This window comes from Bradyrhizobium manausense, from assembly GCF_018129685.1.
Lineage (GTDB): Bacteria > Pseudomonadota > Alphaproteobacteria > Rhizobiales > Xanthobacteraceae > Bradyrhizobium > Bradyrhizobium manausense_D.
Window position 1 is genome coordinate 498,075 of the sequence record NZ_JAFCLG010000002.1, and the last position, 26,006, is coordinate 524,080.

Sequence of the window (26,006 nt, forward strand, 5' to 3'; positions counted from 1 at the left end):
CACCCTCAAAGAACAAGGTCGTCTGCAATGGCTCTCATGAAGTCCGATGTGTCCGCTGCGAGCGAAGAGTATCGCCGCAACCGGGACGCGTACGGCTTGAGAATCGCCGATCTGCATGAGCGCCGTGCAGCCGCAATAGTCGGCGGCCCGGAACGGGCGCGGCTGCTGCACAAGGAACGCAAGCAGCTTCTGCCGCGCGAACGGATCGCTGCGCTGCTCGATCCCGGCTCGCCGTTCCTCGAATTTTGCCAGCTCGCGGGCGAAGGCATGTATGACGGCGTGCCGCCCGGCGGCAGCATCGTCACCGGCGTTGGAATGGTGTCGGGCCGCGCCTGCATGCTGATCGCCAACGACGCCACGGTCAAAGGCGGCACCTACTACGGGATCACCTGCAAGAAGCACGTCCGCGCACAGAAATTCGCCTGGCAACACCGCCTCCCCTGCGTCACCATGGTGCAATCCGGCGGCGCCAACCTGCCGGACCAGCCCAACATTTTTCCCGACGACGGACAGTTCGGATCGATCTTTTACAACCAGATCCGGATGTCGAGCGAGGGTATCGCGCAGATCGCAATCGTCCATGGGCCCTCGACCGCCGGCGGCGCTTACATGCCGGCGCTCTGCGACGAGACCGTCATCATCCGCAATCAGGGCGCCATGTTCCTGGGCGGACCGCAATTGGTCTACGCCGCGACCAAGGAAGAGGTCGGCGTCGAAGCCCTCGGCGGCGGTGAAATGCATAGCCGCGTCAGTGGCGTCACCGACCATCTGGCGGAAAGCGACAGCCACGCGATTGCGATTACCCGCGATATCGTCGCCAATCTCGGTGACATTCCCGTGCAGCGGTGGAACGTGGCGCCGACGCGTGAGCCGCGCTTCGACCCCAGGGATATTTATGGACTTATCAGCGCGGACCCACGTATTCCCACCAACAATCGAGAGATTGTTGCGCGGCTTGTCGATGGCAGCGAGTTTCACGAATTCAAGCCGCTATATGGCGAGACGCTGATTACCGGCTTTGGCCGCATAATGGGCTTCGAGATCGGGATTCTCTGTAACAACGGCGTGCTGTTTTCCGAATGCGCGCTGAAGGCGACCCACTTCATCGACCTCTGCTGCAAGCGCAATATCCCGCTGCTGTTCATGGCCGATGTCACCGGCTTCATGGTCGGGCGCGAGGCGGAAGAAGGCGGCATCGCCAAGCACGGCGCCAAGATGATCACCGCAATGGCCAGCGCCAACGTGCCGAAATACACGCTGATCATCGGGAATTCCTACGGAGCCGGCTATCTGGCGATGTGCGGCCGTGCCTTCAAACCTCATGCGATGATGATGTGGCCGCACGGGCGCTCCGCGATCATGGGGCCGGATCAGGCCGCCAACACGCTCGCGATGGTCAAGGACGATATCCACAAGCGCGACGGCACGAACTGGACCGACGAAGAGCGCGAGGCTTATCGCGCTCCGGTTCGCAAGACTTTTGAGGATTTCGCGAACGCCTACAACTTCGCACGCAACACCTGGTGTGACATGGTGATCGATCCGCTCGAGACCCGCGACGTGATGGCCCTCTTGCTTGATCTCGCCGGCCGTCTGCCACAGCAGGAAACCGACTTCGGCGTGTTCAGGATGTGATGACAGAGGATATCGTTCCGTGTTCAAGAAAATCCTGATTGCCAATCGCGGCGAGATCGCCTGCCGGATCGCGCGAACCTGCCATCGGCTCGGGGTCGCGGTTGCCGGCATTCACTCCACGGCCGACGCCGACGCCTTGCATGTGAAGATGATCGGCGAATCCATCGAGATTGGAGGCGCCGCCGCGTCCGACAGCTACCTGCGGATCGATGCGGTGATTGCCGCAGCGCAAGCGACCGGCGCTCAGGCCATCCATCCCGGCTTTGGCTTCCTCGCGGAGAATGCCACGTTCGCCCGTGCAGTCGAGGCGGCAGGTCTGGTTTTTATCGGGCCGACACCGGATGTGATCGAACGGCTCGGCGACAAGGCCGCTGCCAAGAAGGAGGCTGAGGCGGCCGACGTGCCGATCATCCCCGGCAGCAAGACGCCCAGTGAGGACGCCGCCGAGATCACCCGGATCGTGCAGGAAGTCGGGCTTCCGGTGATGCTGAAAGCGGCGGCCGGCGGCGGCGGCAAGGGTATGCGTGCCGTTTCCGATCTCGATGGCCTTGCCAATGAGATCGAATCGGCCATGCGTGAGGCGAAGAATTCGTTCGGCTATCCCGGGCTGATCGTCGAAAAGCTGGTCGAACGCGGGCGCCATATCGAAGTGCAGATCGCCGGCGATGGCAAAGGCAACGTGCTTCACCTGTTCGAGCGTGAATGTTCCCTGCAGCGCCGTCACCAGAAGCTCATCGAGGAAGCCCCTGCCGCCAATCTCGCCGCAACGCTTCGCGACAAAATGGCCGCTGACGCGGTGCGGCTCGGCAAGCGCCTGAACTATCGCGGGGTCGGCACTGTCGAATTCATCCTGAGCGGAGACACCTATTATTTTCTGGAAGTAAACCCACGTCTCCAGGTCGAGCACCCCGTGACCGAGATGGTCACCGGCATCGATATTGTCGAGGTGATGCTCCGCATCGCCGCCGGAGAAGGGCTGCCGTTTACGCAAAATGCGGTGACATGTAGCGGGCATGCCGTCGAGGTGCGCATCTGTGCGGAGGATCCAGCAAATAATTTTCTCCCTTGCACGGGAGACCTCGCTTACGTCAAATTTCCCGCCGACGGCGTTCGCGTCGAGACGGGCGTCGAAAGCGGGTCGGTAGTCACGCCGTATTACGACTCGATGCTGGCAAAACTCATCGCCCACGCCGAAACGCGCAATGAGGCGCTCGACAAACTCGACCGGGCTCTCGACGCAACCTCGATTTTCGGAATTACGACCAATCAGGGATTTCTCAAGCGCTTGCTCGCCCTGCCAGCGACGCGCAGTGCCACCTTTTATACACGCCTGATCGACGAGCAAATCGACCAGTTGGTCGACAAGGCAAAGGATTTGGAGGCCGAGGCGTTGGCGTTGGGCGCCTACTTCTGGATGATCCGGCAACGACAGCCCCTCGCAAGGGGGCCGTGGCAGTCGCGCGAAATGACTGGATGGCACATGGCCGCGGGTGGCGACGGATTGTCACCGATTCCGATCCTGCACCTCGAAACCGCGGGCGCAAGCGCGGAGATCCGATTCGCACCGCTCAAGGCCGACGGCTCGATGATTGTCGGCGTCGACGACGAGAAGCTACCGGTCAGACTCATCCCGCTCAAAGACGACACCTTCACAGCGATTGTCGGCGCGCGGCGTGAGACGGTGCGCATTTATCAAGAAAACCAGACGATCTTCGTCCACGATCGCCGCGGCGTCCATACGCTGACGGCTATTCCCTATCTCACCTACATCAGCGCGGTCGCCGAAACCAGCGGCGAGCTGCGTGCGCCCATGATGGGCATGATCCTGAAGGTCAACGTCGCAGTCGGCGATACGATCAAGGCGGGCGATGTCGCAGCCGTACTGGAATCGATGAAGATGGAGTTGCGGATCAATTGCGAAACCGATGGCGTGGTCACGGCAGTCAATTGCCGGCCAGGCGAGACCGTCGAGCGCAACGCGGTTGTCGTAGTCGTGGAGCCGGAGCAGCAACCGTAATTCAATCACAGAACCGGGAGTGGCAAGTATGGATTTTAATCTGAAGGGCAAATCGGTCGTCGTCACTGGCGGCGGCTCCAACATCGGCCGGGCCATTGTGCTCGGGTTTGCAGCCGAGGGCGCCAACATTACGGTTGGCGATCTCGACCAGGCGCAGGCTGAGAAAGTTGCCAAACTTGCGCAGAAGAATGGCGCTGCCAGCGTTCAGGTAATCAAGACCGACGTGACCGATTTCGATCAGGTAAACGCCATGTTCAAGGCCGCTACCGAGAAGCATGGCACGGTCGATGTGCTCGTCAATAACGTTGGCTGGGATCAGCTGATGTTCTTTACGCAAACAACGCCCGAGTTCTGGGACAAGATCATCAAGATCAACTACGTCGGCGTGCTTAACTGCACCAAATGTGCGCTCGATATCATGATTCCGAAGGGTGCCGGCGCTATCGTGTCGATTAGTTCCGACGCAAGCCGCTCGGGCGAGCCGCGCGAGGCGGTCTATGGTGGCGTCAAGGCCGCCGTTAATTCTTTCATGAAGACCATTGCCAAAGAGAACGGCCGCTATGGCATCCGCTGCAACGTCGTTTGTCCTGGCGTCACTGTTCCCGTGGATACGGAAGAAGTTGGTACCAACAGCATGTGGACAAAGCCAGACTCAATGTTCACGGCGGAGCAATTCGAGAAAGTTGCCAAGGCGCTGCCGCTGCGCAAGCTGGGTCGCCCGAACGATATTGCCAACGCCGTAGTGTTTCTCTCGTCCGCCGCCGCAGGTCATGTCACCGGCCAGGTCCTGTCGGTGTCAGGCGGATACACCATGATCGGCTGAGGTCGGCCGTTAATTTCGCCAGAACAAAATGGAGTTCCATCGTGTCCGAAAAAGAGATCATGTACGACGTCAAGGACTATGTCGCAACCATCACCATCAATCGGCCAAAGACCCTCAACGCCTTTACCGGCGATAACATCGTAGAGATGGAGCGGTTGATCCTCGAGGCAACCGCAGACAAGAAAGTTGGCGTCATCGTCCTCACCGGCTCAGGCGAGCGCGCGTTCTGCGTCGGCGGCGACGTCAACTGGGAGAAGGACGCCGGCGGCAAGAGCGGGCTCGAAGGACTGAAATTCAACTTTAACCGCCACATCGTCGAATGTCCGAAACCGGTGATCGCGCGTGTCAACGGTTACGCGATTGGCGGCGGGCACCACATCGCCTATTTCTGCGATTTCACCATCGCCGCAGATCATGCGATCTTTGGCCAGAACGGTCCACGTGTCGGCTCCCCGGCGGGAGGCTATATCGTCTCGCACAGCGCCAATGTGCTTGGCCACAAGCGCGCGAGAGAGCTCTGGATGCTGGCGCGACGCTACACCGCCAAACAAGCGCTCGACTGGGGGCTGGCTAATTCCGTCGTTCCGATGGCCGAACTCGACGTCGAGGTGCGGAAATATTGCGACGAACTCCTGGCGTTGAGCCCCACTTGCCTGAAGATTCTCAAGCGCTCGTTCTACTATCACATGGCGCCGATCATGGAGCGCGACATGGATGACCTCGTCCGCGAGGTCGCACCCGCCTATTTCACGACACAAGAACAGCAGGAAGGCGCCAATGCATTCCTCGAGAAACGCAAGCCTGATTTCAGCGCGTTTCGCTAACGACATGGCGCCATAGCGTAAGGGAGACTGCGATGAGACTAGGCAGCGTCAACTATGAAACCAAAGGGAAGATCGCCATCCTTACGCTGGACGAGCCGGGCAAGCTTAACGCACTCAGCACAGGCATCCGTGAGGGTATTCTGGATGGCCTGAAGAAAGTGGATGCAGACGACAACGTCCGCGTCGCCATCATCACCGGCAACGGGGACAAGGCATTTTGCGCGGGCGCCGATATTAGCGGCTTCAACTTTGATCCGGACAAAGTACGCAAGTTTATGATCGAGGCTTTGGCGGTATTAGCGGCACCGGAAAATTGCCGCAAACCCGTAATCTCCGCCGTCAATGGTATTGCGTTCGGCGGTGGCTTTGAACTCGCGATCGCTTCAGACTTTATCATCGCATCGGATCGCGCACGCTTCGCGGTACCGGAGATCAAGCTCGGACTACTGCCCGGTTTTGCGATTGTACGCCTGCACGATATGGTCGGCCGCGCCAAGGCCAAAGAAATGAGTATCCTCGGCGATCCAATCAGCGCGGATGAGGCATTCAGACTAGGCCTCGTACTACGTGTGGTTCCTCACGGCGATCTGCTCACGGACGCCCTGGCATTTGCCGAACGAATTGCATCAAAACCAAAGCTTGCGGTGCAGATGGCCAAATCGTTTTACAACCGCGGCCTCGGTGGCGATGAGATACGGCACGCCATCGATGGTTTTCCGCTCCTATTCATGCATCGAGACGCACAGGAAGGTATCGCTGCCTTTCTCGAAAAACGTGAGCCAAAATTCGAGAGTTGACAAAGCGCGCTGCGAGCGACGGCTTCGAAGACCTTCTTCGAGTGGAGCACTTTGCGGTAGATAGATCGTGCATAACATCGAGGACTCGATGCCCCTGAAAGACTTTACTTTCCTCGACGTGTACCGCCGTAATGCGGAATTTTTTCCCGACCGCACCGCGTTCGTTTTTGAAGGCCAGCGCATCACCCATCGTGAATATCTGAAAAGGGTCGAGCGGCTGGCGGCGGGCCTAGCACGCGAGGGCGTAAAATCCGGTGACCGCGTCGCCATCCTTTCGCAAAACTCGCTCGAAATGATCGATGTGATCGGAGCGGTCGCACGGCTCGGCGCGATCCTGCTGCCGGTTAATTTCCGGCTCAACGCCGAAGAAATCGGCTACGTCCTCGCCGACGGTGCGCCGGTGCTGGTTGTGGCGGGGGCAGAATACCAGGAAATTATCGCGGCTCTAAAACCGTCGCTACCTTCGGTCCGGAGCTATTTTGGCATCGGCAAGCACACGGCGCCGTTTGCGCCGCTCGCAAATCTTGCGGCTTCGGACGCGTCGATGTCTGACGTGAACTTCAGCGCCGATGATGGCTTCGTAATCATTCACACCGCCGCCGTCGGCGGGCGGCCGCGCGGCGCGCTGTTGTCGCAAACCAACCTTCTAACGGCGCACAGCTCGCTGTTGCAGGCCTGGAGCCTGACCGAGCGCGACGTCAATCTTGGTGTGCTGCCGCTGTTCCACGTCGCCGGCCTTGGCCTGATGCTGACGGTACAGCAGGCTGGCGGCGCCAGCGTCATCGCTTCGAAATTCGACCCGCAACAGGCGGTTCGCGACATTGTCGCCGAGAGGGTGACCGTCATGTCGGAGTTCGCGCCGATGCTGGCGAGCCTGATGGATCAGGCCAAGGGCGACGAATTGAAGACGTTGCGCGCGGTGACCGGACTGGATACCCCGGCGACGATTGAACGCTTCGAGAAAGCCTGCCCCCACGCTGTATTCTGGGCAGCCTTCGGACAGTCCGAGACATCGGGCCTCGCAACGCTGTCGCCCTACCGCAACCGGCCAGGATCAGCTGGGCGCCCCCTGTTCTGGCGCACCATTGCGGTCGTCGACAGCGCCGACAAGCCAAGGCCCACTGGACAAACCGGCGAGATCGTGGTGCGTGGTCCCACCGTTTTTAAAGGCTACTGGAATAACGACGCCGATACCGCCCACACCTTCCGTAATGGCTGGCATCACACCGGCGACATCGGCTATTTCGATGCCGATGGCTATCTCTGGTATGCCGGCCGTGCTCCCGAGAAAGAGCTGATCAAGACGGGTGGGGAGAACGTCTACCCGGCGGAGGTCGAAAACGCGATTCTCCAACATCCAGATATCGCCGACGTCGTGGTCATCGGCGTGCCTGATCCCCAGTGGAGCGAAGCCATCAAAGCGATCTGCGTGCGCCGAACTGGCGCGAATGTCACCGCCGACGAGCTCATCGACTTCGTCGCCGGAAAGATCGCACGCTACAAGAAGCCAAAGCACATTGTTTTCGTCGATCAACTGCCGAGGACCGCCAAGGGCGAAATCGATCGCGCCCCAGTCAAATTCGAAAACTCTTAGAGAGGACTTGGCGATCGCCAGGTGTTGGGCGTTATTTCGGGGTGCCGTTTCAATAAGGAACAACTTGAGCGCGGTGTGACGATAGTTGAGGACGCGAGTGAAAAAACAGAAGATTTTTTGCGGGGCTCAGGGACACGCAATTGTAGCCGACGTGTTTGGTGAGGGTTCGCCGATTTTGCTGGCGCATGGAGGGGGCCAGACCCGCTTGGCGTGGACTCGAACTGCACGGGCCTTGATGCAGGCAGGATATAGTGCAATTGCGATGGATCTGCGTGGCCACGGGGAAAGCGCATGGTCGCCATCGGGCTCTTACCAACTCGACGACTTTGCGATGGATCTCCTTGCGATGTCTGATCAACTGAACGAGAAACCAGCTCTCGTCGGCGCTTCCCTCGGCGGCCTGGCGGGCTTGATAGCCGAAGGTGAACTTCGCTCAGGATCCTTCACTTCGCTTACGCTTGTAGATATTACACCAAATATGGAGCCGGTCGGCGTTGCGCACGTCCTGGATTTCATGAGGGCACATTTGGCAGACGGTTTCGCCTCGACCGATGAAGCCGCAGATGCGATCGCCAACTATTTGCCAAATCGTCAGCGGCGGAAAGGCTCAGAGAGTCTCGACCGCTATTTGAGACGATGCGATGACGGACGTCTTCGCTGGCACTGGGATCCGCGCTTCATAACTTCTGTGACAAATGACAAAGTGGGCCAGTCCGAAAACCGACTGGCCGACGCTGCCAAAACCCTTAAGCTGCCGATTCACCTGATACGTGGAGGATCAAGCAATTTGGTAAGCGTGGATGCTGCGCAAGAGTTTCTTCGACTTGCTCCCCACTCTACGTACACCGATATTGCCGGCGCGGGTCATATGGTCGTTGGCGATCGAAATGATGCATTTACTGAAGCCGTCGTCAGTTTCTTTCGAGAACCGCAGATATCACAACGTAATGGCGATACACGCGACGATTAGCCCCGCAATCGAGGTCGACCCATTTTGGGAGAGCTTTGTCGAAGGAATGAACCAATGACCGCAGCTAGTGACAGATCAGTGCCTGACTGCTGAAAGAATATACATAGGAGCGAACGAGTGAATGAGACTAGATCCTGCAACGAAGAGACTATTGCGGAATTTCAAGAGGCCTTGATGATCTCACCGTTCCACCGGTGGCTGGGGTTGAAAGCGGTCATGGTCGCTCGTGAACAGATCGAAATTGCTCTGCCTTGGCGCGAGGAGTTTGTCTCAAATACCAAAATCGAAGCAACTCACGGTGGAATCCTGGCAGCCCTGATCGATTTAACGGGCCTTTACGCCGTTCGCGCTGCCGGAGGTATTGTTAGTGCTACGGCAGATCTTCGGGTCGATTATCATCGGCCGGCCACCCGCGGGACAGTTCTCGCTCGCGGCATGGTGGTCAAACTGGGGCGCCGGATAAGCACTGCCGACGTACGCGTGACCGATACTAGCCAAGTTCTCTTAGCCAGTGGGCGGGGCGCATATCTCGCACAATGAGGCGTGTACGGTCGTTTGGCCAATTGCAAGGCAATAACCATCAGTTGCTCAAATACCGAACAGTTGTTAGATTTGGAAGCTAAGAGCTTCTTAACAGATTGATTTTCGGACGGAGTCAAGTTGACCCTCAAGGATCGCGGCGGCGACGCCCCAGTACTCGAATGCCGGTCTGTCGAGCGACGCTTTAGCGGCATTGTCGCGCTGAACGGAATCGATATGTGCATCGAGCGCGGCGAGATATTCGGCCTTGTCGGCCCCAACGGATGCGGCAAGACCACCCTCACCAACGCAATCACCGGATTTTATCCGCCACAGCGCGGACGCATTCTGCTGAACGGCCGGGACATCACGGGCCTGGCGCCACACTATGTCGCGACGTTGGGAGTTGCCCGCACCTTCCAGAACCTGGCGCTCTTCAATGGTATGAGCGTACTCGATAACATCCTTCTGGGCCGTCACATTCACATGAAGCCCAGTGTAGGACGTACGGCGCTCTATTGGTGGCTTGCCCGCGGCGACGAGACGTTGAACCGCGCCGCGGTCGAAGACGTGATCGATTTTCTGCAGCTTGAAGGCGTGCGCGACGAATTGGTCGACGGGATTCCGATCGGCCTGAAGAAGCGGGTCGAATTGGCGCGGGCACTGGCGGCCGAGCCCAGCTTCCTGATCCTCGACGAGCCGATGGCGGGGATGAACCAGGAAGAAAAGGAATACATGGCGCGCTTCATTCTGGATGCACGCGATGAGCGCAATGTCACCGTGCTGCTGATCGAGCACCACATGGACGTCATCACGGGCATTTGCGATCGCATGTTGGCGTTGAACTATGGCGAAATGATCGGCAGCGGCGTGCCGGCCGACGTCGTCGCCGACCCAAGGGTGGTCGAGGCATACATCGGGGGGGCGCATGCCACCCGCTGAATCGGCCTTGGCCTGGAATTTCGAAACCGATACCACGCTGATCCGTGTGCTGGCGCGGAATGCCGAAGTCTTTTCCGATCGCGTCGCGATGCGCGAGAAAGACAAGGGCATCTGGAAGCAGACGACGTGGCAGCAGCTGCTCGAGATCGTGCTTTGCTGCGCCGCTGGTCTCGAAGGACTGGATTTCAAGGCGGGCGACGTCATGCTGGTGCTGGGCGACAACCGGCCTCGGCTCTACGCGGGGATGCTGGCCGCCGGCGCGCTTGCCGGATACGCAATGCCGGCGTTTCCGGATGCAACCCTCGATGAAATTCGCCACTTCGTTCACGAGGCGGGCGCGCGTTTCGCGCTGGCCGAAGACCAGGAACAAGTGGACAAAATACTCGATCTGCGCGAGCAAGGCGCGACGATCGAGCATATTATCTACGACGATCCGCGTGGACTGGCCGCTTACGCCAATCCAGGCCTGATCTCATGGGACACGCTTCAGGCAAAGGGCGCGGAGCTAGTCATCCGCAACCCCAACTTGCGAAACGAGCTGATCGCCCGCGCGCAGCCCGAGGGCCCGGCCGTGTTCGTGCATTCCTCCGGGAGCACCGGCAAGCCCAAGGGGGTGGTGCTGTCGCATCGTAACCTGTTGGCCGGCGTTCGAAATGCCTATCGAGGCGGAGCGTTCCAGTTCGGCGAGAGCATTCTGGCCTATCTGCCGATGGCCTGGGTCGGCGACTTCGCGGTGACGATGGGCGCCGGAATCGCACTGCACTTCACGATCAATATTCCAGAGCGGCAGGAGACCGTGCTGCAAAACCTGCGCGAGATTGCGCCGACTTTCTATCTGGCCGCACCGCGCAGCTGGGACAACCTGTTGACCACCATCCAGGTGCGCATGGAAGACTCCTCGTGGCTGAAGAAGCTGGTCTACAAGTTTTTTATGGCGTTGGCCATTTCAGCCGAAAAACGCAAGCTCGAAGGCCGTCAGCCGACACTCAAGCAGCGGTTGTTGAGCCCAATAGGCGAGTGGCTGGTCTATGGACCGATCAAGGACCAATTCGGCCTGACCCGGCTGCGCGGCGCCTTCACCGGCGGTGAAGCGATGGGCGAGGATACGTTCGTCTTTTACCGCGCGCTCGGCATCAAACTGCGCCAACTCTATGGTCAGACTGAAACCAGTGCCTACAATGCCATCCAGGATCTCAACGAGGTAAGGCTCCACACCGTCGGACGTCCCCTGCCGGGCGTCGATATCCGGATAAGCGACGCCGGCGAAATTCTGATCCGCTCGGGCAGCGTGTTCAGCGGATACTTCAAACAGGACGAGGCCACGCGCGAAAGCCTCGAAGACGGCTGGTTACACACCGGAGATGCAGGTTACCTCGAACCTGACGGGCACCTCGTGGTGCTGGGGCGCCTGTCGGACGTCGTGCACACTGCGAAGGGCGAGCGCTATATTCCCAACTATATTGAGAACCGGCTCAAGTTCAGTCCGTACATCAAGGATGCTGCGGTACTCGGAAGCGGCCGCGATACGCTGTCAGCCATCATTTGCATCGACAGGGAAGCTGTCGGCCTTTGGGCCGAACTGCGCGGCATTTCCTACATCTCCTATGCCGACCTGTCGCAGAAGCCGCAGGTCATCGCCTTGATCGCCGCCGCGGTGAAGCACGTTAACAGTGCACTGCCGCTCGGATTGCAGTTGCGGAAATTCGTCTGCCTGCACAAGGAATTCGATGCCGACGACGGCGAAATCACCAGAACCCGGAAAATCCGCCGTAACGTCGTGGAGGAGCGCTACAAACCGATCATCGACGCCATCTACGGGCATGAAAACACAGTGCTGATGAAAGCAAAGGTCAGCTACGAGTCAGGCGAAGTCGGCGTCATTGAACGCACACTGTCGGTACAGGAGGCCTGAAGCATGGACGCGATATCGTTGATGGAATCTGCTGCCAACGGCGCGCTTATTGGCTTGATGTATTCACTTGTCGCGATGGGAATTGTCCTGATCTACAAATCGTCATCGGTGCCCAATCTTGCACAGGGCTCGATGACGATGCTGGCCGCCTATGTCGTGCTCGCATTCGCCAACAGCGCGGGCGCACCGATCTGGGCGGCGATTTCGCTGGCGATCATAACAATGTTTATCATCGGGTTGGCCATCGAACGGGTGGCGCTGCGGCGCCTCGCCGGCCGCCCCATCATCATGATCCTGATGATGACGCTTGGCCTGGAGATTTTCCTGCGAGCCGGCTCGATGACCATTTGGGGCGGTACCACGCGCCCCATGAATCTGGGCATCAGCGATGCCCCGCTTTTTCTCGGTCCATTGTTGATCAACCGCGCTTACGCTTTTGGAGCGGTGGTCACAATTGCGATGTTCGGTTTTTTCGTGATGTTCTTCCGGAGCCGGATGGGTGTGGTTTTGCGTGCGATTTCCGATGATTATACGGCGGCCTGGTCGGTCGGCATTTCGGTCGAGCGCGGCGTCGCGCTGTCTTGGGCCATGTCGGCGGTGGTCGCGACGATTGCCGGTGTGCTCTGGAGTTCGGTACAGGGCGTCGATCAATCGCTCGCGCAACTGCTGCTCAAGGGCGTGACCGTAGCCGTTTTGGGCGGACTGGACAGTATAGGAGGCGCGTTGCTCGCCGGCGTCCTGCTCGGCGTCGTCGAGGGAATTGCATCCAGCGTTCTCGACCCCCTGCTGGGTGGCGCGAGTCGCGATCTTGTCGATGCGGCAATGCTGATCCTGACCATCTTGATCCGACCGCACGGACTTTTCGGTCGCCACGACATCGAGAGGGTTTAGGAACATGCTATTCCGTCAAGCCGGGATTTTTCATACGGATTATAGCGCCGACCGCGCACTATTTCCGATCCCTGCCGATCGATGGATGATTGGTAGTCTGCTGTTGCTGGCGCTGGCCGCGCCGCTCTACATGAACACGCTTTATCTCAGCAGTTATTTGCTGCCTTGGCTTGTCTGGACTGCGGGCGCGCTCGGTCTCAATTTGATCCTTGGATGGGCGGGGCAATTTCATTTGGGCTACGCAGCGGTGATGGGAATCGGCGCCTACGCCGCGGTTCATGCCAGCAGGGCAGGCATACCGTGGGAGATTGCCATCGTCCTCGCGGGAATAACAGCAGCGGTTATCGGAAGTGTGTTCGCTTTTGCCGCACTGCGCGTGAAAGGCCTGTATCTGGCGCTCAGCACGCTCGCCTTACAGTTCGTGATGGACTGGACGATTTCGCACGTGCCCGCGATCAGCGGCGGCACACAGGCCACGTTGCAGGCACCTGACATTCGCCTGCTGGGTTGGGCTGTCACCTCCGATGCAGGACTCTATTACGTCGCCCTCGTCTGGTGCGTGCTGGTCACGTCCTTCATGCTCAATCTGCGGCGCACCGCACTCGGCCGCGCCCTGGTCGCTGTTCGCGAGAAGGACTACGCAGCAGCCGTCATCGGGGTGAACAGCTTCTACTTCAAACTGGTGGCGTTCGCGACGTCGTCGTTCATCGGTGGCGTGACCGGAGCCATCCTGGTCGGTACATTTTACCATGCGGTCACGCCAGAACAGTTTTCCGTCGACGTCTCAATTCAGGCGTTGGCGATGGTCATCGTGGGCGGGTTGGGCAGCATCATCGGCAGTTATTTCGGCGCCGCGTTCATTCTGCTGATGCCGGGCGTGATGAACAGTTTCATCTCCTGGGCGGCGACCAAGTTCGGGTTCTCGCTAGGTATCGAAACTCTGGCTCATCTACCCCAAGCTTTCTATGGCGCGCTTATTATCGGGTTTCTCCTGATTGAACCGCTGGGGCTTGGGAAGATCTACAACAACATTCGGGATTATCTCCTGGTATGGCCTTTCGGCTACACGAAGAAATAGCGGGAAGCACGAACGCCATGAATGCACCGATTGCCGCTAAGATACTGTCCCTCAACAATATTGAGGTCGTATACGACCACGTTTCGCTTGCGATCAAGGGTGTTTCGATCGATGTGCCCGAGGGCGGAATGGTGGCCCTGCTCGGCGCCAATGGCGCGGGAAAGAGTACGACGCTGAAATCGATCAGCGGTTTGCTCACGGCCGAGCGGGGTGAGGTGCGGCGGGGCGAATTGCAGTTCCGCGGCCAAAGCATTGGCGGCCTGATGCCGCAGGACCGCGTCAAGCTGGGGATCGCCCACGTGCTCGAAGGGCGCCGGGTGTTCGAACATCTCACGCCCGACGAAAACTTGATCGCGGCTTCGGCGTTGCATAGCCGCCAGGACATGAACCGCAACAAGGACCGGGTTTACAGTTATTTCCCACGTCTGCACGAGCGCCGGACCGTCGCGTCGGGTTATCTCTCCGGCGGCGAACAGCAAATGCTCGCAATCGGCCGTGCTTTGATGACCCAGCCAAAACTATTGATGCTCGACGAACCCAGCCTGGGACTGGCTCCTTTTCTTGTCGCTGAAATCTTCCAGATCCTCGGCCGCATCAACCGCGATGAAGGACTTTCGATATTGCTGGTTGAGCAGAACGCCATTGCCGCGCTCGAAATCGTCTCCCACGGCTATCTCATCGAAAGCGGCCGCATCGTGATGCACGACAGTGCGGCTGCATTGAAGAAAAATCCCGACATTCAGGAGTTCTACCTGGGAGGCGCGGAAAACAAGAATTTTCGCGACATCAAACATTATAGCCGGCGGAAACGTTGGCTGACCTGACGATCGCCAGATGTACGCCGTTCGATAAAAGCTGGGATCATTAAAATTTGCTCAGTTCACTCAGTCAACCAAGGGAGGATCGGTAAAATGAAATTGCTATCTATACTAGCCGGACTAGCGTTGGCGTTGTTCAACGTCATGCCGGCAGCCGCGGCCGATTCGGTCCGCTTCGCGCTGTGCTATGACCTGAGCAAGGCCTATACGTTCGTCTCACCGCAGATCGCCCAGGCCGCGCGCGACTATGCCGATCTTCTCAATGCGAAGGGCGGCCTTGAAGGCCATCCGATCGAACTGATCGTTCAGGACCATGGCAACGAGCCGCAACGCGGCATCGAGTGCTACGAACGCCTGAAGCGCGAAGGCGTGATGGTGTTCGACATGTTGTCGACGCCGGTATCGCGCGCGGTCCTTCCGCGCATCATGAAGGATGGCAACATCCTGATCCAGTCACTGGTCGGTCGCGGGGATGCGGTCGATGGCAACGTGTTCAAATGGGTATTTCCGATCGGACCGACCTACTGGGGTCAGGCCGCCAATGACATTGAATACATCAAACAGAAGTCCGGCGGAACTCTGAAGGGCGTCAAGGTCGCGTTCTTTTATATCGATTATCCGTTCGGACAGGAACCGATCGGCATCTTAAAGACGCTGGCGCAGAAGGAAGGTTTCGAGTTGCAACTCGTGCCGTATCCGCTGCCGGGCAACGATCAGGCCTCGGCATGGACGCAGATCCGTCGTCTCAACCCGGACTGGATTGTGAGCTGGAGCCTGTCGAATATGCATGTGATCGCGTCGCGCGAGATGAAGCGCAACGGGATCTCGATTGAAAAGTATATCGCCGTTAATTGGCTCAACGAGGTCGACATCAAGAATATTGGGCCCGATGTCGCTAAGGGATTGAAACGCGGCACCAACGTCGCCGGCGGGTCAAACCAACCTCTGGTCCAGGAAATTCTCAAAGAACTTTACGACAAAAACAAAGGAAATGGCGACCGCAAATTTACCGAGGACGTCTACTACAACACCGGTTTGGCGATCTACTCCATCGCATTCGAGGGCGTCCGCCTTGCGATCAAGAAGGACGGCTGGCCGTTGACGCCAGGGAAGATCAAGAATGGCCTTGAGAGTCTGAAGAATTACGATGCCAATGGCTTGATCGCACCTATTACAGTCACGACGCAAGACCACGGCGGAGGCGGTAAGACACGCATTGAAATGTGGGACGGAGGTAAATGGGTCCCGCAAACCGATTGGATCGCCGGCTTTCAAGACGACGTCTGGAGCGTAGTGAAAGAGCAGTCGGCGGACTATGCAAAGTCTGAAACTCAAAAATGAATTGCCTCTGGCCGGCAAAGTCGATTAACCGACGTTGCCGGCCAAGTTGGTGCTGATTCTTTTCTATTGTAAATATCTCCGATGCCGTCCGCCTGCGGCATATTTCTAGCCAGCCCTGTGTTTGGATCCGGCATGTACCAGCTTCGACCACTGGTGGGCCTGCCCCGCCTACTAAAACATAAGAATCAGGAACTAACAGGCGGGTCGGCGAACGAGATGAATGTCGTGGGCTTTGTTTGCAAACCCGCGAGGTTGGATCGGATTAGCGAATAACCCATTTCGCCGTCAATGTTCAGGGGTCAATATACGAGGCCATTTCGTTTGCGATCAAAGATGTAATGGGCAGCGATCCATTTGCTTTCAATCTTTGTGTTGCTAACACGAACCCGCTTGCTCTGGCGCCTGCGGAGAAGGAACTTGTAAGGTTAGACTAATGACTTCGAGCGGATATCATAATAGACTTTCAATCTAGTCCGGTTCCCTTGGACATACTCCCGACCATTTTTTCGATCGGTTTCTATTTCCGCAAATGAGGTCAGAAGCGGCCCCAAATCTTCCGAAGATCTCGTTTAGCTTAGTTCGACCTGCAAGGAGACGACACGCACCATGACTGCCGACACCACAACTCGACGGAAGCGCCCTGCTGAAACGGAAGCGGTTTTAGACGCCGTTGTCGTGGGCGCGGGCTTTGCTGGAATGTACATGCTGCATCGCCTGCGCGGGCTCGGCTTTTCGGCGCGGGTCTTCGAGGCCGGCAGCGGCGTCGGCGGCACCTGGTACTGGAATCGCTATCCGGGCGCACGCTGCGACGTCGAGAGCATGCAGTACTCGTTTTCCTTCTCGGAGGAGCTGGACCAGGAGTGGAACTGGTCGGAGAAGTACGCGCCGCAGCCCGAAATCCTGTCCTACGCCAACCATGTCGCCGATCGCTTCGATCTCCGCCGGGATATCGTGTTCGACACCCGCGTCACCGCGACGACGTTCGATGAGGTTGAAAAGCGCTGGCTGATCGAGACCGACCGCGGCGACAAGGTTTTGGCAAAATTCTGCATCATGGCGGTCGGCTGCCTGTCGGCGCCGAACCGGCCGAATTTTGCGGGTATCGGGGATTTCCGCGGGCCTATCTACCATACCGGCGAATGGCCGCATCAGGGTGTCGACTTCACGGGATTGCGTGTCGGCGTGATAGGCACCGGCTCCTCGGCGATCCAGTCGATCCCGATCATCGCGCAGCAGGCGGCAAGCCTCACGGTGTTCCAGCGCACGGCGACCTGGTCGGTGCCGGCCCGCAACGAAAGCCTGACGCCGGAATATTTGCAGGCGGCCAAGGCCGATTATCCGGCGCTGCGGGCAAAGGCGCGCGGACGCCCGACCGGCTTCTACTTTCCTTTCAACATGAAGCCGGCGCTGGAGGCTGCGCCCGAAGAGCGCGAAAGGCAGTACGAGGAAGCCTGGGCCCGCGGCGGCCTGCCCTTTCTCGGTTCCTATGGCGATCTTCTGTTCGAAAAGGCCGCCAATGACACCATTGCCGACTTCGCCCGCCGCAAGATCGGCGAGCTTGTGAAGGATCCGGTCACGGCCGACCTGCTGTGTCCGGACAACGTCTTCGGTTGCAAGCGCCTCTGCGTCGATACCGGGTACTTCGAGACGTACAATATGCCCCACGTCAAGTTGGTCGACGTCTCCCGGACGCCGATCGAGCGCTTCACCGCCAATGGCATCGAGGTCAACGGCGTCGAGTACAGACTGGACGCGGTCGTCTGCGCTACCGGCTTTGCCGCGATGACGGGGTCGTTCGACAAGATTGTGATTACCGGCCGCAATGGTTTGACACTTGCCGAGAAATGGCGGGCCGGCCCCCGCGCCTATCTCGGGATAGCATCGGCGGGCTTTCCCAATCTGTTCACGATCACCGGCCCCGGCAGCCCCTCGGTGCTCGCCAGCATGATCCAGGCGATCGAGCAGCATGTCGACTGGCTGGCGGACTGCATGAGCCACATGCGCGATGTCGGGGCCACGACCATCGAGCCGAAGCCCGAGGACGAGGACGCCTGGGTCGAGCACGTCAACGAGGTCTCTACTGTGTCGCTGCGATCGACCTGCAGCTCATGGTATGTCGGCACCAACATCCCTGGCCGGCCGCGCGTCTTCATGCCCTATATCGGCGGCTTCCCGGTCTATGTACAGAAATGCAACGAGGTCATGAGCAGCGGCTTCGATGGCTTTGTTCTGGGAGGCGCGCCGGCCAGCAACGCGGCGCCGCAGGTGCGTTATACGGAGCGGTGGCGGGTGCCGATCGATATCGACGTCATTTCACCGGCCGCCGTCGCGGCCAAACGTGTCCCGGTGGTCTGAAGCCGTGATGACATCACGTGATGGGCCTCCTGACCTGGTGGGTAATTCGTACCGCTGGCAGGGCTATTGGGCGCGAAATCGAAGTGTGCATTCCCGTCGCATTAGCGGCAGGGAGGGAGCCCATGAAAGCGCAGGAACTCAGTCCATGTCCGGAAGAAACTGGCGTCGTTAAATCGGCGATCCGAAGGCTAGAAATTCTCGAATATTTTGACGAGGTCCAGCAACCTCTCAACAACGTTGCTGTGGCAACGGCATTGGATTATCCGCAATCGAGCACCGCGGCGCTGCTACGAAGCCCGACGACCATGGGTTATCTGCACTACAACTCGCGAAAGCGAGCATATGTGCCGACCGATCGCGTTCCCTTTCTCGGAAGCTGGATCAATCCCGCCTTGTTTGAAGAGGCTGGTTTGAGATCGGTTTTTCGATCCCTGCATCGCCCAGTGCCGCGTCGGCGGCCTGCCGCGTCATGGTCTTGAGGTCTACGTCGAGCATTCGCCTGAACGGCGTCATGCCGACGCTGAGGATGAATATGTCTTGCATGGCAATTACTCTCCAGCAGTCAAGCCAAGCGGCTTAGAATAATTAACAATTCGCCAGTCGTTTCAAACCGGTTCAAAATGAACAGGCGCCATGCGCCATGTGCTGTCGGCAAACCGTCTCACATCCGCAAAACTCTACGACCAAAACTCTACGACAATCAGCACAAAAGGAGTAACCATCCGGCGTAGGCCGTCTTGCGCAAATATTTTGCCGGTAGCTGACCGTTGGTATGGATAGCCTTACTGACACTCGTCAAATCAGCCGCCTTGAAGTCGTTGACACTGGGCGCCGACGCCGCTGGTCGGATGCGGCAAAGCTTCGGATCGTCGAGGAGAGCCTTTTGGGCCCGCGGCTGGTGTCGGCGACGGCGCGCCGGCACGGCATTTCCAATCAGCTGCTGTTTGCGTGGCGCAAGGCCTATCGCGTGGGTCGGCTTGGCGCGATTGCCGGATTTGTGCCGGCGACGATCGTGCCGGAGCAGCGCGAGGCGGCGAGCGGCTCTGGCTGTGGCCGGATCGAGATCGTGAGCGCGAACGGCCGGCGCGTACTTGTCGATTGCGCGGTCGATGTGGAGGCGCTGCTGCGGATCATGCGCGGGCTGGAGACGCTGCGATGATGCCGCTTCCGGCGGGGGTTCGAGTGTGGCTGGCGACCGGTCACACCGACATGAGGAAGGGCTTTGCGAGCCTGTCGCTGCAGGTGCAGCAGGTGCTGCGGCGCGATCCGCTGAGCGGCCAGCTGTTCTGCTTTCGTGGCCGCAGCCGCGATCTTTTGAAGGTGATCTGGCATGACGGCCAGGGCTCGTGTCTGTTTACGAAGCGGCTGGAGCGGGGCCGGTTTTTGTGGCCGAGCACAGCTGACGGCGCGGTGACGATCTCCTCTGCGCAGCACCTTTATTGATACCCCTGGTTTTCATGATGACCCTCCCGTTAGATCGATTGTTTTGACGTGGTGTTCGCGCAGCTGGCGGATGGCAAGCATGGCATGGTCGGTATCTGGAAAGAGATAACGACCGGAGGGTTCATGGATGGCCCGAATGGCGCCGCGCCGGAGCTGGGTGTGGATCCATTTCGTTGGGATATTGAGTCGCTCAGCCAGTTGCGTCACCGTCAGGCAGCCTTTGACGGGAGGCCATCGGGTTTGTCTGTGCACCGCTTTGATGCCATGCCGAAGCCGGATACCGCGAACCGTACTCGGCAGGACCGCAGTACCGCGCCACGGTGACCGATGTCCCTCGTCTGCCAAGATCTGAACGATCTGGTCGTCATAGAGACCTTTGGCAGCCAATTCACAAATGCGATTTTCCATTTCGACATGACGCGGCAACGCGGCCAGACTGTTGACCGGCATCATGGCGACCAGCTCGGTCGTCGCCCCACCGCGCCACACAATGCGCACCTCGGCCTTGTCGCGCGCACTACGACGCATGACTACCTTTTCGATGAGGCAACGCAGCAGCGCCTTGCGGTGGTCTCGACGGGTTGCTGGGTCCGCCCAGATCGCAGGGAGCCGCTCACCGAGTGCCACCACCTTCGCACGCAGATGGGGATCGACGCCCACGGATTGGTGAGGCACAGGGAGAGCCCGTCGCGCTGACGCTTCTTCAGCGCGACGCAGCTCACTGAGCGCCGTTTCCCATCGTCGCTAAAGCTCGCTGGCGACTAACCTGTTGTCCGGATCGACGCGATTGAACTGACGCTCGGCCAGTGTGGCTTGATAACGCAGCCTCTGAACCTGTTGCTCTTCCGCATGCCGCAGCGCTTCGTCTGCTTGGCGCTGTGTCTTGCGAGCGCGTGACAAGGCATCGATCTTGATTCCGTCGCACGTGTGAACAGCACTGAATCGCTTCCATCCGATCTCGCCGCCGCGCATGCGATGATCCTCGCGGAGCGCGATGCGCGCGTGATGGCAGAGGCCGGTGTGGTGGTTGCCAAGGCCGCGGTAGCGGTTGCCAAGGCCGAAGCGGCCAATGCCCGGGCGGATCTGTCCAGCAGCGAGGCGCTGATCGCCCATCTCAAGCTTGCGATCGAGAAACTGCGGCGAGAGCTCTATGGCACGCGCTCGGAGCGCACGGCGCGGCTTCTGGATCAGATGGAGCTTCAGCTCGAGGATCTGGAGGCGGCAGCGACCGAGGACGAACTGGCGGCCGAGCAGGTGGCGGCGCGGACGCAGACGGTCAAATCGTTCGCGCGCAAGCGGCCTTCGCGCAAGCCGTTCCCCGCCCATCTGCCACGCGAGCGCATCGTCATCGCCGCGCCGGCAAGCTGTCCCTGCTGCGGCTCGGCAAGACTGTCGAAGCTCGGCGAGGACGTCACCGAGACGCTGGAGGTGATTCCGCGGCAGTGGAAGGTGATCCAGACGGTGCGGGAGAAGTTCTCCTGCCAGAGTTGCGAGACGATCGCGCAGCCGCCGGCGCCGTTCCACGTGACGCCGCGCGGCTTTGCCGGGCCGAGCCTGCTGGCCATGATCCTGTTCGAGAAGTTCGGCCAGCATCAGCCGCTGAACCGGCAGAGCGAGCACTATGCCCGCGAGGGGATCGATCTCAGCGTATCGACGCTGGCGGACCAGGTTGGCATTTGCACAATGGCGCTGCAGCCGCTGCATGCGCTGATCGAGGCCCATGTGCTGGCGGCCGAGCGTCTGCACGGCGACGACACCACGGTGCCGATCCTGGCGAAGGGCAAGACCATCACCGGGCACATCTGGACCTATGTCCGCGATGACCGCCCGTTTGGCGGCCGCGCCCCGCCGGCGGCGCTGTACTACGCCTCGCGCGACCGGCGGCATGAGCATCCAGCGCTGCACCTTCAAGGCTTCAGCGGCATCCTGCAGGCCGACGCCTATGGCGGCTACAATACGCTCTACGATCCCACGCGTGCGGCGGGAGCAACCACCTCGGCACTGTGCTGGGCCCATGCCAGGCGGCAGTTCTTCGAACTGGCCGACATCGCGGCCAACGCCCGGCGCGGCAAGAACGCCGCGGCGATCTCGCCGGTTGCGCTGGAGGCGGTCCGGCGCATCGACGCGCTGTTCGATATCGAGCGCGGCATCAACGGCCTTGCCGCAGATGAGCGTATGCGCATCCGCAAGGAACAAAGCGCGCCGCTTCTCATCGAGCTGGAGGCGTGGCTGCGCGACGAACGCGCTCGCCTGTCACGCTCGGCTTCGGTCGCCAAACCGATCGACTACATGCTCAAGCGCTGGGACCGGTTCGCCCGCTTTATCGACGACGGCAGGATTTGCCTGACCAACAACGCGGCCGAACGCGCCCTTCGGGGTTTTGCCCTTGGCAGAAAGTCGTGGCTGTTCGCCGGCTCCGAACGCGGCGCCGATCGCGCCGCGGCCATGGCTACGCTGATCATGACGGCCCTATGCCGCGATCGGCATAGGCAGGTTTATGCCGCCCGCCGAACTATGCCGAACGGGTCCGGTATGGCGCGTCGTTGTCACGCTGGCATCGTCGATCGCGTGCACGGCAGCCCCGTTCCATTCGGCATAGTCTGGTCGTTCAGAGCGCCTCCAGGAAGGCGAGCAGGCGGTCGTTCGGCTGGAAGCGGGTTCGCTTGCCGCGCTCGTACGGCTTGAGCTTCGCCAGGGCAGCTTCCTTGAGGGCGAGGTGGGCGTGCAGGTACGTCTGCGTCGTCTCGACCGATTCATGACCGAGCCACAGCGCGATTACGGAGCAGTCGACGCCGGCTTGCAGCAGTTCCATCGCAGCGCTGTGCCTCAGCACGTGCGGTGATACGCTCTTGGCCTTCAAAGACGGGCAACTCTTGTGAGCGACACGAACATGCTTTCCCAGCAGCGACTGGACGCTGTCGGCACTGAGCCGGGCCCCGTGCACGTTGGGGAACAACGCTGTTGCTCCTTTCCGTAACGGTTCCTTGAGCCATGCCTGGAGCGCACACCGAGCGAGTGTGGTCAGCGGAGTGGTCCGCTCCTTCCGCCCTTTACCGACGCATCGTACGTGTGCGCCAGACCCGAGGTGGACGGCATCCCGGTCAAGGCCAGTCAGCTCGGAGAGGCGTAAGCCCGTCTGGGCCGCGACCAGCAGCAAGGTGTGATCGCGGCGGCCAAGCCACGTCGTTCGATCGGGCGCGGCGAGAACCGCCTCGATCTCGGGGCGCGTAAGGAAGTGCACCTGTCGCTTGTCGTGGCGCTTGCTCGGTATAGCGAGCACGCGCTGGATCAGCGCACTGTGTGCCGGTTCCTCGAAGGACACGAACCTGAAGAAGGATCGGATGGCGGTCAGACGCAGGTTACGCGTCTTCGCGCTGGCGCCGCGCTTTACCTCGAGATCGGTGAGGAACGCGCCGATGAACGTTGCATCCAGATCGACGAGCGTCAGGGCCGATGGGGACTTCCGCAGCCGCACCTGTGCGAACATGAACAGCAGCCGGAACGTGTCCCTGTAGGAGGCGATCGTGTTGGCGCTAACATTGCGCTGGCGTATGAGGCGCTCGGTGAAGAAGCGCTCGATCAACGTGGCGACATTGCAGGCGGGCTTCATGGCGCCACCTCCCATCGCCGATCGAGACGCCGCGCCGCTTCTTCCATCAACTCGGGGCAGGCCGAGAGATACCAGTAAGTATCGCGCACGCAGGCGTGGCCGAGGTAAGTGGAGAGCACTGGGAGCTGCTGCTCGACGTTCTTGCCTTCGCGATACCAGTCGAGCAGCGTCGGGATGGCGAAGCGATGACGGAAGTCGTGCACGCGTGGCCCGGTACGATCACCTGGGCGTCGCAGCCCGATCTCTCGGGACAATCGCCAGAAGACGCGATGAACGTACTGGTGCAGCAAACGGCCTCCCTGTTCGGCAACGAAGAAGGTCGAGCCGCAGCGTGATCCGAGCAGTGCATCGCGCCGGTGGGCGTAGTCGCGCAGCGCGGTTCTCGTCGTCGGATGCAATGGCACGAGCCGCGACTTGCCGAACTTGGTCAGCCGGACCGTCAGCACGCCGGCGTCGAGGTCGACGTCATCACGCTCCAGGCCCATCGCCTCGGATATACGCATGCCCGTCACCGCAATCAGCCCGAACAGGGTATGGTAGGTCCATCGGCGCAGCCCGTCCTCTGGCGGCAGAGCCAGCGCCGCCGTCAGCAACGCATCGATCTCCGCGTCGCTGTAAACATAGGGCTTGGCACGCTTCCATCCCGGCAGCATGCCGACGGGCGGCACCTCCGTTCTCGGATCGAAGTTGGCGACATGGCGCGCGAACCCGCGCACGTCGCTCAATCGCAGCGCCCAGGATGCATGACGATCGGGCGGCAGCGTTGCCCATTCCATTGCCAGCTTCGTCGTGATGATCCTGGCTTTGCGCTTCTCCATGAAGGCGACGAAGTCGGCGAGCCGACGGGTCTGGTGCTCGTACTTGTATCCCAGTCCCTTGCGCATGCTCAGGTACTTATCGAGTGCGGAGCGCAGATTGGTCATTGCACGCCTCCCGGCCAGGGCAGGCTCAATGTTCTCAGCGCATCGATGTCGACCTTCGCGTAAATCCGGGTGGTGTCGTGGCTCTCGTGCCGCAGCAACTGTCCGATCTCCGACAAGGTCGCGCCAGATCGGAGAAGCTCAGTAGCGAGACTGTGTCGGAAGATATGGGCGCCGCGGTGTGCGCAACCTTCGATTCCAATGCGATCGAGAGCGGCCTTGGCGATCATGGTGATCGCACATCCGGAAGCAAAGCCGACGTGTGGCGCGAGTGTGCGGACGAACAACCGTCGGCACGACGACTTTGGGCGGCTATTGCGCAGATATGCAACGATGGCCGCGCCAACGTCTGGCGGTATCGGCATCCGTGCACGCTGGCGGCCCTTGGCGCGAACGAGTATCTCGCTGGCGCGCCAGTCGACATCATCGAGCGTGAGCGTCGCTACCTCGTCGGCCCGCAGGCCGAGCTTGGCCAGCAACAACAGAATGGCGTAGTCGCGCCGCCCCATCACCGTCTCTCGGTCGCATCCGTCGAGAGCCTTCCGCACCTGAGCGGCAGACAGATAAGTCGGCAGAGTTGCGAGCTTCCATCGTCGCATTGATGCAACGCAATCCGCCAACGAGCGTGCGTTCAGCCCCCGATGGTGGAGATAACGGAGAAAGGCGCGCAACGACCAGCACATCGCCTTGCCTGTTTTCGGGCTCCAATCCCGGGCGTGGCGCTCAATGTAGCGGATCACGTCCTCTTGGCTGATCTTGCACAGGTCGCCGGCGCCGCCGGAGCACACCTCGTGCAGGAACCTGCGGATGACCGGGAGATGGCGGACGATGGACCTCGGGGCCAAGCCGCGCTCTAACCGCAGGTAGGCATCGAACTCCTTGAAGATCCGTTCGTGCGGGGTGAGAGGCGGCAGCACCAACGGCGCGATCGCGCCGTCCTCGCGCAGCACCGACAGCCATCGCTTGAGCGCGGCCCGGTCACCGGACTGGATAGACTGTCTCCCGCCTCGATGTCGGAGGTACCGCTCAACGACCTGCTCATCGAGATCGGCCAGCTTGTAGCGATGGCCTGCGATCCAACTCAGGAGCCCGCCAACCACGTTGAGGCAACGCCATGTGCCGTGCCGAACGAGCCTCTCTTCGACGAGACGAGCGGCGTAGCGCTCGACGAGCTGTCCGTGCGGCCCGCTTCTGAGACGCCGGTACAGCCGGCTTCTGCCCAGGTACTCTTCAACTTCCATCTTCCTGTTCTCCGCTGTTGAAAGCGGAGGCACAGAACGAACTATGCCGAACCGATCAAACGCCGGTCAGCGAGAAATCTGGGGAAAACGACCCAACTCGGCATAGTTCGGCGGGCGGCATAAACAGCGAAGCTCAACGACGTCGATCCTCAAGCTTGGCTCGCCGACGTGCTCGCCCGCATCGCCGGCCTCCCGCAAAGCCGGCTCCACGAGTTGTTGCCATGGTGCTGGAAAAACTCCGACTTGCAGGCCGCTGCCTGAGCAGACCTGACTAAC

The 26,006-nt window shown here is 60.1% G+C and carries 23 protein-coding genes and 2 pseudogenes; 20 read left to right on the plus strand and 5 right to left on the minus strand.

The features are described 5' to 3' along the window. Nucleotides 1–27: 27 nt before the first annotated feature. The 18 genes from JQ621_RS09995 (at nucleotide 28) to tnpB (ending at nucleotide 19,959) form a co-directional block, all read left to right on the plus strand. A complete protein-coding gene (locus tag JQ621_RS09995; protein ID WP_212234235.1) occupies nucleotides 28–1,635 on the plus strand; it encodes a carboxyl transferase domain-containing protein in 1,608 nt (535 codons plus the stop codon). 19 nt (nucleotides 1,636–1,654) lie between these two features. Further along, the gene (locus JQ621_RS10000) at nucleotides 1,655–3,652 is read left to right on the plus strand and encodes an ATP-binding protein (protein ID WP_212234236.1); all 1,998 of its coding nucleotides are present in this window, start codon (nucleotides 1,655–1,657) and stop codon (nucleotides 3,650–3,652) included. Between the two features lie 28 nt (nucleotides 3,653–3,680). Continuing rightward, nucleotides 3,681–4,475 carry an SDR family NAD(P)-dependent oxidoreductase gene (locus tag JQ621_RS10005; protein ID WP_212234237.1) on the plus strand — a complete coding sequence of 265 codons (795 nt, stop codon included), beginning with the start codon at nucleotides 3,681–3,683 and terminating at the stop codon, nucleotides 4,473–4,475. Nucleotides 4,476–4,516: 41 nt separating this feature from the next. Beyond that, nucleotides 4,517–5,299 carry an enoyl-CoA hydratase-related protein gene (locus JQ621_RS10010; RefSeq protein WP_212234238.1) on the plus strand — a complete coding sequence of 261 codons (783 nt, stop codon included), beginning with the start codon at nucleotides 4,517–4,519 and terminating at the stop codon, nucleotides 5,297–5,299. Nucleotides 5,300–5,331: 32 nt separating this feature from the next. Then, complete coding sequence (locus JQ621_RS10015) at nucleotides 5,332–6,096, plus strand: enoyl-CoA hydratase/isomerase family protein (RefSeq protein WP_021075753.1); 765 nt, start codon at nucleotides 5,332–5,334, stop codon at nucleotides 6,094–6,096. 88 nt (nucleotides 6,097–6,184) lie between these two features. Continuing rightward, nucleotides 6,185–7,690, plus strand: coding sequence for an AMP-binding protein (locus JQ621_RS10020; protein ID WP_212234239.1), 1,506 nt, complete (start codon nucleotides 6,185–6,187; stop codon nucleotides 7,688–7,690). A gap of 97 nt (nucleotides 7,691–7,787) precedes the next feature. Beyond that, entirely contained in the window at nucleotides 7,788–8,660 is an 873-nt protein-coding gene (locus JQ621_RS10025; RefSeq protein ID WP_212234240.1) for an alpha/beta fold hydrolase, read from the plus strand. Between the two features lie 174 nt (nucleotides 8,661–8,834). Then, entirely contained in the window at nucleotides 8,835–9,200 is a 366-nt protein-coding gene (locus tag JQ621_RS10030) for a PaaI family thioesterase (RefSeq protein WP_212234241.1), read from the plus strand. Between the two features lie 120 nt (nucleotides 9,201–9,320). Continuing rightward, nucleotides 9,321–10,121, plus strand: a complete 801-nt coding sequence (locus JQ621_RS10035; RefSeq protein WP_212234242.1) for an ABC transporter ATP-binding protein — start codon at nucleotides 9,321–9,323, stop codon at nucleotides 10,119–10,121. Continuing rightward, complete coding sequence (locus JQ621_RS10040; RefSeq protein WP_212234243.1) at nucleotides 10,108–12,033, plus strand: AMP-dependent synthetase/ligase; 1,926 nt, start codon at nucleotides 10,108–10,110, stop codon at nucleotides 12,031–12,033. The genes JQ621_RS10035 and JQ621_RS10040 overlap by 14 nt, the downstream gene beginning before the upstream one ends. Nucleotides 12,034–12,036: 3 nt before the next feature. Beyond that, nucleotides 12,037–12,924: a branched-chain amino acid ABC transporter permease gene (locus JQ621_RS10045; protein ID WP_212234244.1), complete on the plus strand. Its 888-nt coding sequence runs from the start codon at nucleotides 12,037–12,039 to the stop codon at nucleotides 12,922–12,924. Nucleotides 12,925–12,928: 4 nt separating this feature from the next. After that, complete coding sequence (locus tag JQ621_RS10050) at nucleotides 12,929–14,002, plus strand: branched-chain amino acid ABC transporter permease (protein WP_212234245.1); 1,074 nt, start codon at nucleotides 12,929–12,931, stop codon at nucleotides 14,000–14,002. A gap of 17 nt (nucleotides 14,003–14,019) precedes the next feature. Continuing rightward, on the plus strand, nucleotides 14,020–14,826 hold the full coding sequence (locus JQ621_RS10055; protein ID WP_212234246.1) for an ABC transporter ATP-binding protein: 807 nt from the start codon (nucleotides 14,020–14,022) through the stop codon (nucleotides 14,824–14,826). An 87-nt stretch (nucleotides 14,827–14,913) separates the two neighbouring features. Then, nucleotides 14,914–16,161, plus strand: a complete 1,248-nt coding sequence (locus JQ621_RS10060; protein ID WP_212234247.1) for an ABC transporter substrate-binding protein — start codon at nucleotides 14,914–14,916, stop codon at nucleotides 16,159–16,161. A gap of 606 nt (nucleotides 16,162–16,767) precedes the next feature. Then, on the plus strand, nucleotides 16,768–18,516 hold the full coding sequence (locus tag JQ621_RS10065; protein WP_212234248.1) for a flavin-containing monooxygenase: 1,749 nt from the start codon (nucleotides 16,768–16,770) through the stop codon (nucleotides 18,514–18,516). A 122-nt stretch (nucleotides 18,517–18,638) separates the two neighbouring features. Continuing rightward, the gene (locus JQ621_RS10070) at nucleotides 18,639–18,995 is read left to right on the plus strand and encodes a helix-turn-helix domain-containing protein (RefSeq protein WP_212234249.1); all 357 of its coding nucleotides are present in this window, start codon (nucleotides 18,639–18,641) and stop codon (nucleotides 18,993–18,995) included. A gap of 293 nt (nucleotides 18,996–19,288) precedes the next feature. Next, nucleotides 19,289–19,675 carry an IS66-like element accessory protein TnpA gene (gene tnpA / locus JQ621_RS10075; protein ID WP_212234250.1) on the plus strand — a complete coding sequence of 129 codons (387 nt, stop codon included), beginning with the start codon at nucleotides 19,289–19,291 and terminating at the stop codon, nucleotides 19,673–19,675. Continuing rightward, a complete protein-coding gene (tnpB, locus tag JQ621_RS10080) occupies nucleotides 19,672–19,959 on the plus strand; it encodes an IS66 family insertion sequence element accessory protein TnpB (protein ID WP_212234251.1) in 288 nt (95 codons plus the stop codon). Before tnpA ends, tnpB begins: the two co-directional genes overlap by 4 nt. 12 nt (nucleotides 19,960–19,971) lie before the next feature. Here the strand turns inward: tnpB and JQ621_RS10085 are convergent, their stop codons facing one another. Both JQ621_RS10085 and JQ621_RS10090 read right to left on the minus strand, forming a co-directional pair. After that, a complete protein-coding gene (locus JQ621_RS10085; RefSeq protein WP_212234252.1) occupies nucleotides 19,972–20,586 on the minus strand; it encodes a hypothetical protein in 615 nt (204 codons plus the stop codon). A 117-nt stretch (nucleotides 20,587–20,703) separates the two neighbouring features. Next, nucleotides 20,704–20,931, minus strand: a complete 228-nt coding sequence (locus JQ621_RS10090; RefSeq protein ID WP_212234253.1) for a hypothetical protein — start codon at nucleotides 20,929–20,931, stop codon at nucleotides 20,704–20,706. Nucleotides 20,932–20,964: 33 nt separating this feature from the next. Here JQ621_RS10090 and tnpC point away from each other — a divergent pair. Then, nucleotides 20,965–22,464, plus strand: a pseudogene (gene tnpC / locus JQ621_RS10095) (IS66 family transposase); the annotation flags it as partial. 103 nt (nucleotides 22,465–22,567) lie between these two features. Here the strand turns inward: tnpC and JQ621_RS10100 are convergent. From JQ621_RS10100 to JQ621_RS10110, 3 genes are read right to left on the minus strand one after another with little or no spacing between them, the layout of a single operon-like run. Next, nucleotides 22,568–23,569, minus strand: coding sequence for a tyrosine-type recombinase/integrase (locus tag JQ621_RS10100; RefSeq protein WP_212234254.1), 1,002 nt, complete (start codon nucleotides 23,567–23,569; stop codon nucleotides 22,568–22,570). Continuing rightward, nucleotides 23,566–24,492: a tyrosine-type recombinase/integrase gene (locus tag JQ621_RS10105; protein WP_212234255.1), complete on the minus strand. Its 927-nt coding sequence runs from the start codon at nucleotides 24,490–24,492 to the stop codon at nucleotides 23,566–23,568. Before JQ621_RS10105 ends, JQ621_RS10100 begins: the two co-directional genes overlap by 4 nt. Beyond that, on the minus strand, nucleotides 24,489–25,730 hold the full coding sequence (locus JQ621_RS10110; RefSeq protein ID WP_212234256.1) for a tyrosine-type recombinase/integrase: 1,242 nt from the start codon (nucleotides 25,728–25,730) through the stop codon (nucleotides 24,489–24,491). The genes JQ621_RS10105 and JQ621_RS10110 overlap by 4 nt, the downstream gene beginning before the upstream one ends. Nucleotides 25,731–25,853: 123 nt before the next feature. Between JQ621_RS10110 and JQ621_RS10115 the strand changes: the two are divergent. Continuing rightward, nucleotides 25,854–25,991, plus strand: a pseudogene (locus tag JQ621_RS10115) (transposase domain-containing protein); the annotation flags it as partial. Between the last annotated feature and the right edge of the window lie 15 nt (nucleotides 25,992–26,006).

Coding starts and splice junctions, on each gene's coding strand:
- JQ621_RS09995 (WP_212234235.1), top strand. CDS start 28: ATGGCTCTCATGAAGTCCGATGTGTCCGCTGCGAGCGAAGAGTATCGC.
- JQ621_RS10005 (WP_212234237.1), top strand. CDS start 3,681: ATGGATTTTAATCTGAAGGGCAAATCGGTCGTCGTCACTGGCGGCGGC.
- JQ621_RS10015 (WP_021075753.1), top strand. CDS start 5,332: ATGAGACTAGGCAGCGTCAACTATGAAACCAAAGGGAAGATCGCCATC.
- JQ621_RS10020 (WP_212234239.1), top strand. CDS start 6,185: ATGCCCCTGAAAGACTTTACTTTCCTCGACGTGTACCGCCGTAATGCG.
- JQ621_RS10030 (WP_212234241.1), top strand. CDS start 8,835: ATGATCTCACCGTTCCACCGGTGGCTGGGGTTGAAAGCGGTCATGGTC.
- JQ621_RS10040 (WP_212234243.1), top strand. CDS start 10,108: ATGCCACCCGCTGAATCGGCCTTGGCCTGGAATTTCGAAACCGATACC.
- JQ621_RS10045 (WP_212234244.1), top strand. CDS start 12,037: ATGGACGCGATATCGTTGATGGAATCTGCTGCCAACGGCGCGCTTATT.
- JQ621_RS10050 (WP_212234245.1), top strand. CDS start 12,929: ATGCTATTCCGTCAAGCCGGGATTTTTCATACGGATTATAGCGCCGAC.
- JQ621_RS10055 (WP_212234246.1), top strand. CDS start 14,020: ATGAATGCACCGATTGCCGCTAAGATACTGTCCCTCAACAATATTGAG.
- JQ621_RS10060 (WP_212234247.1), top strand. CDS start 14,914: ATGAAATTGCTATCTATACTAGCCGGACTAGCGTTGGCGTTGTTCAAC.
- JQ621_RS10065 (WP_212234248.1), top strand. CDS start 16,768: ATGACTGCCGACACCACAACTCGACGGAAGCGCCCTGCTGAAACGGAA.
- JQ621_RS10070 (WP_212234249.1), top strand. CDS start 18,639: ATGAAAGCGCAGGAACTCAGTCCATGTCCGGAAGAAACTGGCGTCGTT.
- tnpA (WP_212234250.1), top strand. CDS start 19,289: ATGGATAGCCTTACTGACACTCGTCAAATCAGCCGCCTTGAAGTCGTT.
- tnpB (WP_212234251.1), top strand. CDS start 19,672: ATGATGCCGCTTCCGGCGGGGGTTCGAGTGTGGCTGGCGACCGGTCAC.
- JQ621_RS10090 (WP_212234253.1), bottom strand. CDS start 20,931: ATGCGCGGCGGCGAGATCGGATGGAAGCGATTCAGTGCTGTTCACACG.
- JQ621_RS10100 (WP_212234254.1), bottom strand. CDS start 23,569: ATGAAGCCCGCCTGCAATGTCGCCACGTTGATCGAGCGCTTCTTCACC.
- JQ621_RS10105 (WP_212234255.1), bottom strand. CDS start 24,492: ATGACCAATCTGCGCTCCGCACTCGATAAGTACCTGAGCATGCGCAAG.
- JQ621_RS10110 (WP_212234256.1), bottom strand. CDS start 25,730: ATGGAAGTTGAAGAGTACCTGGGCAGAAGCCGGCTGTACCGGCGTCTC.